This window comes from Enterococcus infantis (assembly GCF_049166715.1).
In the GTDB taxonomy this organism is placed as follows: Bacteria; Bacillota; Bacilli; order Lactobacillales; family Enterococcaceae; genus Enterococcus_C; species Enterococcus_C leclercqii.
This window is the reverse complement of sequence record NZ_JBMHFB010000006.1, coordinates 16,541-29,326: the sequence shown is the minus strand read 5'-3', so window position 1 is coordinate 29,326 and position 12,786 is coordinate 16,541. Positions and strand designations below refer to the sequence as shown.

Below are 12,786 nucleotides of genomic sequence, written 5' to 3'. Positions count from 1 at the left end.
CACCATAATCCATTGCGACAGGAGTTAGCACAATGAAAAATAAGAAAACCTTTGATATCGTATTGACTGCCTTCTTTTTAGGAATCATGATCTTGATGTCGGTGGTACCGTTTTTGGGTTTCATCCCCATCGGACCACTAAATGCGACGATTCTCCACGTACCAGTGATCATCGCTTCTGTAGTCTTAGGCCCGCGATTGGGCGCCTTTTTGGGAGCTAGTTTCGGTGTGATGAGTGTCATCAATGCCACGACACGTCCCAGCGCTTTGGCATTTGTCTTTTCACCTTTTATTCCCATCATCGGAACCGATCACGGCAGTTGGAAGGCACTGATCGTCGCAATCATTCCGCGTATTTTGATTGGTGTTGTTCCTTATTATGTCTATAAACTTTGCCGTCGCCTGTCAAAAGACAAGGCAAACGGTGTTGCCTTGTTTATTGCCGGTGTCTCAGGAGGTCTCACCAACACTTTGCTGGTGATGAACCTGATTTACTTTTTATTCAAGGACGCGTATGGAAAACTGATTGATAAAGGTGCAGATCAAGTCTATGGTGCTATTTTGGCCGTCATTGGTACACAAGGGGTACCCGAAGCTCTGGTCGGCGGCCTCTTAACTACAGCAATTGCCAGCATTTTGCTGCGTCTGAACCGAAAAAACGAAACTGAAATTCTGTAACACTTATAGGTGAAAAGTAAAAAAGCGATCTGCTGATTCGGTAATTTCCGATTGCAGGTCGCTTTTTTTTGATTCAATCATTGTATTCTTCTCTACGCTTTTCTCACAAGGAACTACCCTCGGAAAGGAGTTCTTGCAGTTTAGCAAACTGCTCTGGTGTCACGTAATCTTCAAAGATGTCCAAATAATCTTGCAGCTCTTCTGGTGTGTAATCTTCTTTGGTGGCTGCCAGTTCGTCATACATTTGTTGGAATTCTTCATCTGTCAGCGGTTCTTCTTCATAGTCGCCTTCATCATAAAAATCATAATCTTCCTCTGTCAAATCGCCGGAAGAAAGATCGCCAGCCCCCAACAGATCGGATAACTGTTCTTCTGTCACAATTTGATCTGCGGCAGGCATTTTGACTTCCGCCTTTTTGTCGGTAGGTTTCATTGTGACGCTGAATGCCGCATTGATCGTATTGCCGTCCGCCGCTCCGGTCATCGTCATTTTCATATCCTGTGCACCGTTTTTGGTATCCACTGTCGTTGCCAAATCAAAGACCGTCAGATCTTGTAAGGTTTCTTTCAACTGGCTTGCGGCCGTTTTGGCTTCTTTGTCACCGTTTTTTTCAGCATAGGCTACAAAATCAGATAGCTCTTCTTTCGTGAAAGTGTGGCTGATTTTATCGCCGTCTTTTTTGAAAGTATCCGCCTCCAAGGTCAACAACCACTTCTTCATGAGGTCGCTATTTGTCTGCAATGCGGTGATTGCTGCGGTACCACTTTCCGTAGTTTCTTGGCTGCCACTACTTGCTAGTAAATCTTTCATGTCTTCGGCGTTTAATTCCAGATACTTTCCTTTTAAAGCCTCTGTATCTACCGCTGCTCCCAGATCCCCGCTCCCCATCAGAGATCCGGCCAATGTCATGATTTGCTGATAAATATCGGTAGACATATAAGCGATTTGTTTTTTATTGTCTGTCAAAATTTCCACTGGAAAAGTAGAACCTAACACTTTGACTTCCAAATCCATCTGCAGCCGGTCATTTTTTGTATCATTGGCAACTGTGCCGGTCAATTGCGCATCTTTCAAGCTGTTCAAGATGCTGTTTGCCAGCATCCCTGCTGCAGCATCCTCATCATTGGCCATAGCAAGTTCCAACTGATCGATTTTAAAGCTGATATCGACGGTTTTATTTTCCGTGTTGCTGTTCAACGCCCCATAATATTCTTCTTGCACCTTCTTGCCACAACCGGTCAGTAACAAGAACCCTACTAAAACACCTACCAGTACCCTAACCTTTTTCATGATTCTACCTCTTTTCTCATAAATAACAATTATTTTATTTCCACTTGAGCATACCAAGGGAGCACGGGTATTTCAAGATAGGAAGCTTTTTCTGATTATCGTTTTTCGCATTTTTTACTGTAAGCACTATCTTACCTTCGCTTTCAAGTCAGATGAGACGCACTCGCTACTGACGGTACTTCAGCTGAGCCGAGTCTGATTTTCTGCTCTTTCACAGATCAACGGTTTAATACACTAGCAGATGGCTGGTTCCAGAAGCCTCATTTTTCACAGTATCAAAAACAATCATTTTCATCTTTTTAGTATGCTTGCTGGCTGGTTGCCAAAAAATAGCAGCCGCGATTCGTTTCTCGTGGCTGCTGATATAAAACATAACTCGTTATCTAAACAAACGGCTTATTGATCTTCACCAATGATCCGAACTTCCGTTTCCAGTGACACATCGAACTTTTCTTTAATGACTTGTTGGATGTGAGCGATTAGCTGGATATAATCTGTTGCGGTGGCATTGTCAATATTAACGATGAAGCCGGCGTGTTTTTCGGAAATCTGCGCGCCCCCCCATTTTAAGCCTTGCAAGCCGGCATCTTGGATCAATTTTCCGGTAAAGTAACCTTGCGGACGTTTAAAGACGCTGCCACAGGATGGATATTCCAGCGGTTGCTTCAGCAAGCGCAACTCCGTCAATTCCTTCATCCGTTTTTCAATCTGCTGGTGATCTCCAGGTGTCAGACGGAAACGAGCCCGTAAAATGATGCCGTCCATTTCTTGAATAATCGTATGACGATAGCTGAAATCCATCTCAGCATTGGTTAACGTCAGAATCGAGCCATCTGCTAACAGCACATCGCAAGATTCAAAGACCTCTCGAATCTCCCCATCGTAAGCCCCGGCATTCATAAAGACTGCACCACCAATACTGCCAGGAATACCACACGCAAACTCAAATCCTGTCAAAGAAGCCGCCAGTGCCTCATAAGTGGTATCAATCAGCTTAGCGCCTGCTTCTGCTGTAATCAGCGTATCTGTCACGGTGACTGCTGTCATGTCTGACAACATAATCACCAGACCGCGAATACCACCATCTTTGACGATTAAATTACTGGCATTGCCCAACACCATCCAGGGAATCTGCTGTATTCTGCAAGCATCCACCAGCGCCTTCGTTTCTTCCGCAGATTTAGGAAAGGCTAACAAATCAGCTGGTCCGCCGGTTTTGGTAAAGGTATAATTCATTAGCGGCTCATCCACTAAAATTGTAATGGTGGGAAATTGTGCTTTAAATTCGTTTTTCAAGAATAGTCCCTCTCTTTTTATAGACAGGTTCTGCTGTCAGCGTAGTATTTATTGCAGTTTGCTTTTATAATTCTTGGTAAGTTACTGCACATTTAGCGACTCAGAATCTGTGTTTACTCACTGTTTTTCTCGCATTTGCTATATCCTGTTTCGTACTTTTTTATCGGATAGAGTCTACAAACAGCGGTCAATTGACATCTCGCTTATTTTAGCACGAGTTGTAAAAGGTGGCTAGTCCGTGGTGAAAGCTGCGACTGCCCTTAGTCTTTGAGGCTTGCTCTATTATAAACAGCAATCAGAGCTCTGGGGCTGTCGTGCTGATGTGCTAATCTTGGCTTGCGTGCTGCAATAACTCATCACACAATTGATGACTCAGCAACACCCGTTCTTGGCGTAGACAACTACCATCACCGGTTTCGACTCCCTTTAAAAAGGCCGTGACCATGGGTGCAAAGCCTCGCTTAGTTAGCGTTGTTTCCCAATCATTGCCCCGCTTTTCAACGATTTGTTGTTGGTCTGTCACTGTCAGACGAGTCAATTCTGCTAGCTCTAACCGGCCATTGGTGGCTGTCAGCTGATAATTTTCCAAATTGGTACCACTCACTAGATCCATATGCAAAAAAGCGCTGCTACTTGCTGTTTTCAACTGTAGATGTGCCTGGTGTAACAGCCCATCTTTGACCATCAGCCCGCCGCCAGCAAACACAGCCGGCTCTTCTAATAAATAGACTGCGGTATCCACCAGATGTAAAAACAGATCATAAATCACAAATTTGACTGGCTGCGGCTTATTAATTCGATGTTTTTGCAAGATCAAGAGATGCTTTTCCGGTGTGGCTTTTAACTCTTGAACCAACGGCGCAAATCGCCGATTGAAGCCGGCCATCAAGAGCAGTCCGCGTCTTTGGGCCAACTGCTGCAATTCAAGACTTTGAACAGCTGATTCTGTCAGCGGTTTGTCCACAAAAACATGAACGCCGGCTTCCAAGCACTTTTTAATCAACGAATAATGCGCTTTGGTGGCTGCATGAATCAGTATGCCATCCATTTTTTCGGCCAAAAGCTCTGTTATATTTTCATAAACATGCTTAAAACCATAGCGATTTTTCAGCAACTGGCGGGTACTTTTCTGTGAACTGGCGAAGTAAAAATCCGCCTGGTCCCTTGCTTCAGCATAAATTGGCAGGTATGCCTTTTGAGCGATATTTCCGATTCCAACCACTCCAACTTTCATAATACGCCTCTTTCTCCTGCTTCGTGTCTCATTTTGACAGGGGTGTTTTCTTTCATCTTACCGCAACTTTCGTTAAAATGAACAGAGAAACAGGTTTTAACAGCCGGCTGTATCATCAGATGCCCTGCTATTGATTGAAATTTTTCGCAATAGTAATCCTGGATTACGATAACAGCTGCCACTGCTTTAAAAACCAACTGGAGGAAATGATACGTGAAATTGATTTCTTGGAACGTCAACGGCTTGCGCGCCGTGATGCAAAAAAACTTTATGGAAGTCTTCAATGAATTAGACGCCGACTTCTTTTGTTTGCAGGAGACCAAACTGCAAGCCGGTCAAATTGAAATGGATTTGCCAAATTACCACGAATACTGGAACTATGCTGTCAAAAAAGGCTATTCCGGAACAGCGATTTTTGCCAAAGAACCGGCTTTATCTGTCAGTTATGGTATTGGTCTTGAATCTCATGATCAAGAAGGCCGGGTCATCACATTGGAGTATCCAGAATTTTATCTAGTCTGCTGCTACACCCCAAATTCTCAAAACGAACTGAAACGACTAGATTATCGTATGACTTGGGAAGACGATTTTCGTCAGTATCTCAATCAGTTGAACAGTAAAAAAGGGGTAATCCTTTGTGGTGACTTAAACGTTGCCCACGAAAACATTGATTTGAAAAACTGGAAAACCAACCAGAAAAATGCTGGTTTCACTCCTCAAGAGCGGGAAAAATTCACCCAACTGCTAAATTCCGGTTTTGTCGATTCCTTCCGCTTCTTTTACCCTGATTTAGAGGGGGTCTACTCTTGGTGGAGCTATCGTTTTAACGCCCGCAAAAACAATGCAGGTTGGCGCATTGACTATTTTGTCGTCTCCGAGGATTTGAAGGACAAAATGTCAGATGCCAAGATTCACACAGATATTTTCGGCAGCGACCATTGCCCGGTAGAACTGGATATTCATTTGTAAGTTTTCGACCCACAGAGTTTTTACAGTGCACCGTTTCGTAGCAAAGAAACGGTGCTGTTTGGTGTTTCTTATACAAATTGTCTTAAAGGATGTCGGGTTTTGCGTTACTACCAGTAAACAGGTATACTGACCCTAGCAAAGAGGCCGCTGGCATGCTGAACTTTTCAGACAGGCGGTGGTGAAAGGAATGACTGAGATGCTGCTGCAAAATGTATCAGAAACTGAAAAATTAGCTGAGCTCATCGGAAAAGTAGCACAGCCGGGAGATGTTTTGGTATTGACTGGTGATCTAGGTGCTGGCAAAACCACCTTGACTAAAGGAATCGCTAAAGGACTGGGGATCACTCAAATGATCAAAAGTCCCACCTACACAATCATCCGAGAATATACTGCCGGTCGCCTGCCGCTGTATCATATGGATATTTATCGGGTAGAATATGGTGCCGACGATCTGGGTTTAGATGAATATTTCGAAGGTGACGGCCTTTCCGTAGTTGAATGGGGCAACATGTTGGCAGACAGTCTGCCAGCAGACTATCTGGAATTGATATTGGAGAAAGACAGCGCAGATCCTGATCGTCGCAAAGCTTCTTTCCAAGTCTTCGGTACACAAGGAAGTGCTTTTGAACAAAGAATTCTGGCTGCTTGGGAGAATCTTTCATGAAAGGGCCTGTAGAAATTCATTTGCGAGAAGCCCAAGCTGCCGATGCCCAAAACTTATTACAGCTGATGCAGCTTTTAGGCAGTGAAACCGAGTTCATCGCGCTGGACCGTTTCGGCATGGATCTTACACCGGAACTATTGGGCCATCAATTGACAGCCATTGAAGAAAGTCCCAATAATTTGTTGTTGGTAGCCGAAACTTCCACGGGAGCTTTAGCAGGAATTGCATCAGTAACAGCTGACAGTGATCCCCGTACCCGCCATATCGGTGAAGTCGGCATCGCCCTTTTACAAGAATACTGGGGTGTCGGCCTAGGCAGCTTAATGCTGGACGAAGTGATTTATTGGGCAGAACAAACTGAAATCATCCGACGCTTAGAACTCACTGTTCAAGTCCACAATCAGCGAGGAATTGCCTTGTATCAAAAATTCGACTTTTCTATTGAAGGAACATTAGTCCGAGGCGCCCGTGCCGATGACGGTCGCTTTTTAGATGTTTGGCTCATGAGCCGAATGATTGATTAAAAATCCCATAGAAAAAAACGATTGCGATCAAACAGGTCGCAATCGTTTTTTTTGCATTTGCCTTACTACTTCGATAACAAATTCATTGCCCGTAGCGTTTGCGACTATCTCGATACTCACTGGGACTCATTCCCATCTCACTGCGAAACACCTTACTGAAATAGTTCCCGTTGGCATAGCCTACTTGGCGAGCAATTGTTGCAATTTTATCTTCCCCCAACAGTAACTCCAATGAGTGGATAACACGGATTTTCTTCAGATAAGTAATCGGTGTTGTATGGTAGTTTTCCTCGAACTTGCGAATCAGTTGGTATTTGGATAACCCAAAATGATCTGCCACCTCAGTCAAACTCAGATCTTCTTGAAAATGACGATCCAAGTATTTTTTAACTCTTTTGATGAGTGGGTCTTGGGGTACCTGTTTTTTTGCCAATAAAGTATTTATCTCCAAAAAAAGAGTCATGGCCATTTGGGCATTTTTATAGAGACTTAGAGGCAGTTCCTCTAACTGTTGGATTTGTTTTTGCCAATGGTTCAATTCTTCCTCTGTCAATTGAAAAACTGCCAGGGGTAGCTCTAACCATTGGCTGAAGATTGATGAAAATTCTAAATAAAAGAATTGCCAATCTTCGCCATAGTAGCGAAAATTCCCAGGCATCGCTGCTAAAAAGGCACTTCCAGCCGGCAGTTCTTTGACCTCCCCATGGTGTTCCAAAAATCCGCAACCACTGAGGGTCACCTGCAAGACTACCAGTCGCTCTTTGCGTACACTAGCATCCCAATTGTACTCTTGATTTCCCTGCCCACAGCTAGCTGCTTGCAATATCGGCAACTGGCGTGTTTGTACATAATGGTATTGTCGTAGAAATGTCTGCAATATTTTACCCTCCCTACAATTATCTCGTCTTGTTGTCTTCTATTATGCAGCGTACACTCTGGTTAAGCAAATAGAAATGAGGGCTTAATTATGTTGATAACTTTTGATGAATCACAACAGTTTTTCCATTTAAAAAATGATCAACTCAGCTATGTCATCGGGATTGAAAAAGGTAAATATCTTACACATCGTTATTTTGGCCCCCCATTGACTAGCTATCATGGTAGCAATCAACTACAGCTGATTGGTCGTGGCTTTGCTACCAATCCAATCGCCGAGGAGCGTCACTTTTCATTAAATACGCTGCCTCTGGAAACCAGCACGAATGGTAGTCTCGATTACCGTGTTTCCAATTATCGATTTCGCAATTTAGCTGGCGAAGGAGTGACCGCCTTTGAATTCAGTGACTATCAGATTATAACCGGCAAGCCACAGCTAGCCGGATTGCCTTCGCTACGTGGTCCAGCTGCGGAAACACTACAAATTACTTTGGTGGATACTATTCAACAGCTGAGTCAAGTCATGACTTACACCATTTACCCGGACCGTCCAGTAATTACTCGCAGTATCACTTACCACAACGACTCTGAACAAATTGTCTACTTGGAACAAGCGGGATCAATGTTGTTAGATTTTCCCTCAAAAGACTTTGACTTTGTGACATTGGATGGGTCTCACACGGATGAAGCCAATATCAATCGCAGTCATTTGCGTAGTGGCATTCAGGCAATTAGCTCCCTACGAGGGACTAGCAGTCCACAGCATCAACCTTTCATCGCCTTAGCAGAGCCTCAAGCCACTGAAGATCAAGGAAAGATTTACGCCTTTCACCTAATTTACAGCGGCAACTTTTTAGCCCAAGCAGAAGTGGAGCAATACGGTAGTACCCGTGTCCAGCTGGGAATTCATCCAGAAGAATTCAGTTGGAAACTTTCGCCAAAAGCCGCATTTCAAACACCAGAAGTGGTGTTAAATTTCAGTGATAGCGGCTTCAACAAAATGTCACAAACCTTCCACAAACTCTACCAAGAGCATTTAATCCCGGAATTTTGGCAGAATAAAGCTCGGCCGATTCTGTTGAATACTTGGGAAGGAAATTACTTTTCGTTTACTGAAAAAAAGCTTCTCTCTCAAGCAACGCAAGCTAAAGATCTTGGGATTGAACTCTTTGTTTTAGACGATGGTTGGTTTGGCAAACGAGACGACGACACGACTTCTCTAGGAGACTGGCAGCCAGATACGACCAAGCTTCCCGAAGGCATCACTGGACTAGCAAAAAAAATCCACGAAAAAGACTTACTGTTTGGTTTATGGTTCGAACCGGAAATGGTCTCAAAGAACAGTAACTTGTTCCGACAACACCCCGAGTGGGTCCTGCAAGTAGCCAACTATCCCATGACAGAAGGACGCGGACAACTGGTACTGGACCTTAGTCAAAAAAACGTACAAGATTTTTTGATTGATATGCTGGATGGTTATCTCAAGGATGGCCATGTAGATTACATCAAATGGGATATGAACCGCCATTTGACAGAAGTCGGTAATCAACTGATGCCAGCAGATAGTCAAAAAGAAATCAGTCACCGCTATGTTCTCGGACTGTATCGGATTTTAGAGACTATCACTGGGCGTTACCCCAACGTACTGTTTGAAAATTGCTCCAGCGGGGGCGGTCGCTTTGACCCGGGAATGATGGCTTTCATGCCTCAAACTTGGACTAGTGACAACTCTGATGCCCTCTGTCGTACGCGCATCCAATCTGGCTACAGCTATCTTTATCCACCAGTTATGATGGGGGCCCATGTCTCAGATGTTCCTAATCACCAAGTAGGCCGAATTACGCCTTTGGAAACTCGTGGTCTAGTTGCAATGAGCGGAAATTTTGGCTATGAATTGTCTCTTCAAAAACAAACACCAGAAGATCTGGAAATAATTCGGCAACAAATCACTTTTTATAAAGCCCACCGTCAGCTGCTTCAATTCGGTGAATTTTATCGTCTCCAGTTACCAGATCACCTCTTCGCCACAGCCTGGCTATTTAAAAACGAGATTGAGGCATTGTTAGTCTACAGCAATGGCCTCGCGCAGTCAGCACAGCAAATTCACCAACTACAGCTGAAGTATCTGGATGATGATGCAGACTACTTGGAAGCAACTAGTCAAGAACGCTATAGCGGAAGCGAACTGAACCATGCTGGAATCTTGATTCCTCCTATGAATAGTGATTTTCAAAGTTTTTACCGGCACTACCAAAAATTGTAGAATCCTATGTAAAATATTTCTAACTAACAAGACTTGTTCCCCACGTAATAGACTAGAAAGAGTGCCTGTGATAATTACGATATTTGTATTTTAAAAGTGAAAGAAATATCAATTTTTGAAATAGTTAACAATAAAATGACAAGCAACTCCCACTACAGACCAGTGGAGGTTGCTTGTCATTTGCTTTTGCTTCAACAAACAGTGTCAGAAAGATTATCAGCGTTCTTCTATTGAATCGTCACCAGTTTTTTCAAGGGTTCAATGCCAAAATCATTTTCTTGTCGCAATAAAATCTCCGCACAAGCCCGACTATCCTCTAGTGCATCGTGATGATTGTCTAAGCGAATGGCCAACTTTTCACACATCGTATTCAAACGATGATTAGGAAACTCAGGATATAACTTGCGGCTAGTCCGGGCTGTACACAACGACAAAAACTCCGGCTGTTCCAGATTGTAATAATCCAAGCACCCCTTTAAAACACCGTTATCAAAAGGTGCATTGTGGGCGACGATTAAGCTTTTCGGATTGTAGTACTGGGCAATCTGTTCCCAAACTTCCGGAAATTTTGGTGCCTGGGCTACGTCAGCAGGTCGAATCCCATGAATCTGGATATTTTTCCAGAAAAACTCGGTCTCTGGTTTTATCAATGTATAATATTCCCCTACAATGCGACTGTCCCGCACCATGACTAGCGCCAGCGAACAAGCACTGTAAGGTTTGAAATTGGCTGTTTCAAAATCCATCGCGATAAAGTTCATATTCTGCCACTCTCGTTTCCAATAATCTTTTTCAAAAAAATATACCACAAACAGTTTAAAAACCGGTGCCATTAAAGGAAATTTTACCAAAAGTGAAAGGTTTGCTTACGGAAATACTTCTCCAAATTCCACTGATAATTTACTGCGAAGAGCTGTATTCGTCTAAGAAGCGAAGTCGTTCTAAATCTTTTTTTCTACCAAAAAGACCGCAGCCGACACGAATACCGACTGCGATCTTTCAGTTAAAAATTATTTTTCGTTGCTCAAGGCTTGTGCTGCAGTAATAATGGACAGTTTGTAAACATCCTCTTCATTGGCACCACGAGACAAGTCAGAAACTGGTTGATTCAAGCCTTGTAAGATTGGTCCAATCGCTTCAAAGCCACCGAAACGTTGGGCAATCTTGTAGCCAATATTTCCGGATTGCAAATCTGGAAAGACAAAGACTGTTGCTTTTCCGGCTACTGGTGATTCAGGTGCTTTCAAGGCACCGACGGCAGCCACATAAGCAGCATCAAATTGCAGTTCACCATCGATCAAATAATCCGGCGCCAATTCTTGTGCAATTTTAGTTGCCTCTGCTACTTTGTCAACTTCTGGTGCTTTCGCAGAACCTTTCGTAGAGAAGCTCAACATAGCCACTTTAGGATCAATATCAAACAATTCTGCTGTTTTAGCGGAATCTACGGCAATCTCAGCCAATTCTTGCGCATTAGGGTTCACATTGATTGCGCAATCAGAGAACAGGTATTTTTCTTGGTCGCGACCACGAACCATCAAAAACGCACCGCTTGTCCGGCTGACACCTGGTTTGGTTTTAATGATTTGCAGTGCTGGACGAACGGTATCGCCAGTTGAGTGAACCGCACCAGAAACCATACCATCAGTAATGCCCATATAAGTCAACATCGTACCGAAATAGTTGACATCTTTTAAGATCTCGCGGGCTTGTTCTTCTGTCGCTTTGCCTTTGCGTCGTTCGACAAAAGCCGCTACCATTTCATCGAATTTGGCATAATCGTTTGGATCCAGGATCTCAAAGCTGTCAACAGACACACCGCGGTCTTCTGCAGCTGCTTTGACTTCTGCAACGTTACCGATCAGGATTGGTTCTACCAGACCATCCGCTTTTAAGCGAGCGACTGCACCTAAAATGCGTGGTTCAGTCCCTTCCGGAAATGCGATGCGGATTTTTTTGTCATAGATCTTGGACTTCAAACTTTCAAATAATTCCACTTGAGTACCCTCCAATTGGTTAATAGCCGTGGCTGATAATTAGTCACTGGCAAGGCACAAAAACATAAAATAGCTGTGAATCAGTGCCTGATATTTTCCATTTCATCATACACTATTCCTTTTAAAAAGAACAGTTTCAATTTGCTGTTACATAAAAAAAGCTTTATCTTCGTTACGTTTTTCACATAGTTCGGTCATTATGATATAACAGTCTTAACTATTGTATCACACAGGTTCCGGAACTTGTGGTAATTGCCAATTCACCGGTGTTTCTCCAAACTGCACTAATGCAGCATTCGCTTTGGAAAAAGGCTGCGAGCCGAAAAATCCTCGGTACGCTGACAAGGGGCTAGGATGGGGTGCCATAATTACGGCATGTTTTTTTCGATCAATCATTTTGAGCTTTTCTTGCGCTGGTTTGCCCCAAAGGATAAAGACCATCGGCTGTTCCCGTTGATTCAAGACTTCAATGATTTTGTCAGTCAGCTGCTCCCAACCTTGACCACGATGGGAATAAGCTTGTCCTTCCCGCACAGTCAATACAGTGTTTAACAGCAAAACGCCTTGTTGGGCCCACGAAACCAGATTACCATGCGCGACTGGCGGATAACCTAAATCATCCTCTAACTCTTTATAAATGTTTTGTAGTGAGGGCGGGACTTTGACTCCAGGCTGCACTGAAAAAGACAATCCATGCGCCTGATTTACTCCATGATACGGGTCTTGCCCCAAGATTACGACTTTGACTTTCTCATAGGGAGTTAGTTCCAACGCCGAAAAAATATGATACATGTCCGGATGGATTCGTTGACTGCTGTATTCCTGTTTAAGAAACTCCCGCAGTTTTAAGTAATAGGGCTTTGTGAATTCTTCTGACAAGATCTCCTGCCAACTGTTATGAATAATGGTCTTCACTGTTTTATCCTCTCCACTTACTGCCTGCCGCGTGCTTTTGTTAGTCAGCTGTAGCAAACAAATCTTAAAAAAGTGCGGCC

At 43.6% G+C, this 12,786-nt stretch carries 12 protein-coding genes; 5 read left to right on the top strand and 7 right to left on the bottom strand.

All coding sequences use genetic code 11. From position 1 onward, the window contains the following. Positions 1 to 32: 32 nt before the first annotated feature. Positions 33 to 677: an ECF transporter S component gene (locus ACOMA8_RS08240; protein ID WP_161898294.1), complete on the top strand. Its 645-nt coding sequence runs from the start codon at positions 33 to 35 to the stop codon at positions 675 to 677. A gap of 103 nt (positions 678 to 780) precedes the next feature. Here the strand turns inward: ACOMA8_RS08240 and ACOMA8_RS08235 are convergent, their stop codons facing one another. From ACOMA8_RS08235 to ACOMA8_RS08225, 3 genes are all read right to left on the bottom strand, one after another. Beyond that, positions 781 to 1,968: a hypothetical protein gene (locus ACOMA8_RS08235; protein ID WP_421369956.1), complete on the bottom strand. Its 1,188-nt coding sequence runs from the start codon at positions 1,966 to 1,968 to the stop codon at positions 781 to 783. Between the two features lie 396 nt (positions 1,969 to 2,364). Next, entirely contained in the window at positions 2,365 to 3,264 is a 900-nt protein-coding gene (gene murB, locus ACOMA8_RS08230) for a UDP-N-acetylmuramate dehydrogenase (protein WP_161898296.1), read from the bottom strand. 325 nt (positions 3,265 to 3,589) lie between these two features. After that, on the bottom strand, positions 3,590 to 4,498 hold the full coding sequence (locus tag ACOMA8_RS08225; RefSeq protein ID WP_421369953.1) for a Gfo/Idh/MocA family protein: 909 nt from the start codon (positions 4,496 to 4,498) through the stop codon (positions 3,590 to 3,592). A gap of 213 nt (positions 4,499 to 4,711) precedes the next feature. Between ACOMA8_RS08225 and ACOMA8_RS08220 the strand changes: the two genes are divergently transcribed. The 3 genes from ACOMA8_RS08220 (at position 4,712) to ACOMA8_RS08210 (ending at position 6,655) form a co-directional block, all read left to right on the top strand. Then, positions 4,712 to 5,467 (top strand): exodeoxyribonuclease III, encoded by a 756-nt coding sequence (locus tag ACOMA8_RS08220; protein ID WP_161898298.1) that lies wholly within the window; start codon positions 4,712 to 4,714, stop codon positions 5,465 to 5,467. Between the two features lie 196 nt (positions 5,468 to 5,663). Then, positions 5,664 to 6,131, top strand: coding sequence for a tRNA (adenosine(37)-N6)-threonylcarbamoyltransferase complex ATPase subunit type 1 TsaE (gene tsaE / locus ACOMA8_RS08215; protein WP_421370235.1), 468 nt, complete (start codon positions 5,664 to 5,666; stop codon positions 6,129 to 6,131). Next, positions 6,128 to 6,655, top strand: a complete 528-nt coding sequence (locus ACOMA8_RS08210; protein ID WP_421369951.1) for a GNAT family N-acetyltransferase — start codon at positions 6,128 to 6,130, stop codon at positions 6,653 to 6,655. The genes tsaE and ACOMA8_RS08210 overlap by 4 nt, the downstream gene beginning before the upstream one ends. A gap of 82 nt (positions 6,656 to 6,737) precedes the next feature. Here the strand turns inward: ACOMA8_RS08210 and ACOMA8_RS08205 are convergent, their stop codons facing one another. Next, positions 6,738 to 7,532, bottom strand: a complete 795-nt coding sequence (locus ACOMA8_RS08205) for a helix-turn-helix domain-containing protein (protein ID WP_421369950.1) — start codon at positions 7,530 to 7,532, stop codon at positions 6,738 to 6,740. Between the two features lie 90 nt (positions 7,533 to 7,622). Between ACOMA8_RS08205 and ACOMA8_RS08200 the strand changes: the two genes are divergently transcribed. Continuing rightward, the gene (locus ACOMA8_RS08200; protein WP_421369948.1) at positions 7,623 to 9,794 is read left to right on the top strand and encodes an alpha-galactosidase; all 2,172 of its coding nucleotides are present in this window, start codon (positions 7,623 to 7,625) and stop codon (positions 9,792 to 9,794) included. A 227-nt stretch (positions 9,795 to 10,021) separates the two neighbouring features. Here ACOMA8_RS08200 and ACOMA8_RS08195 read toward each other — a convergent pair whose 3' ends face one another. The 3 genes from ACOMA8_RS08195 to ACOMA8_RS08185 all read right to left on the bottom strand — a co-directional run bounded on the left by ACOMA8_RS08195 (position 10,022) and on the right by ACOMA8_RS08185 (position 12,706). Beyond that, positions 10,022 to 10,555, bottom strand: coding sequence for a 3'-5' exonuclease (locus ACOMA8_RS08195; protein ID WP_421369946.1), 534 nt, complete (start codon positions 10,553 to 10,555; stop codon positions 10,022 to 10,024). Between the two features lie 249 nt (positions 10,556 to 10,804). Continuing rightward, the gene (gene pta / locus ACOMA8_RS08190; protein ID WP_421369944.1) at positions 10,805 to 11,791 is read right to left on the bottom strand and encodes a phosphate acetyltransferase; all 987 of its coding nucleotides are present in this window, start codon (positions 11,789 to 11,791) and stop codon (positions 10,805 to 10,807) included. Positions 11,792 to 12,016: 225 nt separating this feature from the next. After that, entirely contained in the window at positions 12,017 to 12,706 is a 690-nt protein-coding gene (locus ACOMA8_RS08185; protein ID WP_161898404.1) for a uracil-DNA glycosylase, read from the bottom strand. Positions 12,707 to 12,786 lie beyond the last annotated feature (80 nt).

Bases quoted from the DNA above. Each gene is read 5' to 3' on its own strand.
- ACOMA8_RS08235 (WP_421369956.1), bottom strand. From the start codon at position 1,968: ATGAAAAAGGTTAGGGTACTGGTAGGTGTTTTAGTAGGGTTCTTGTTA.
- ACOMA8_RS08240 (WP_161898294.1), top strand. From the start codon at position 33: ATGAAAAATAAGAAAACCTTTGATATCGTATTGACTGCCTTCTTTTTA.
- ACOMA8_RS08195 (WP_421369946.1), bottom strand. From the start codon at position 10,555: ATGAACTTTATCGCGATGGATTTTGAAACAGCCAATTTCAAACCTTAC.
- ACOMA8_RS08225 (WP_421369953.1), bottom strand. From the start codon at position 4,498: ATGAAAGTTGGAGTGGTTGGAATCGGAAATATCGCTCAAAAGGCATAC.
- ACOMA8_RS08210 (WP_421369951.1), top strand. From the start codon at position 6,128: ATGAAAGGGCCTGTAGAAATTCATTTGCGAGAAGCCCAAGCTGCCGAT.
- ACOMA8_RS08200 (WP_421369948.1), top strand. From the start codon at position 7,623: ATGTTGATAACTTTTGATGAATCACAACAGTTTTTCCATTTAAAAAAT.
- tsaE (WP_421370235.1), top strand. From the start codon at position 5,664: ATGCTGCTGCAAAATGTATCAGAAACTGAAAAATTAGCTGAGCTCATC.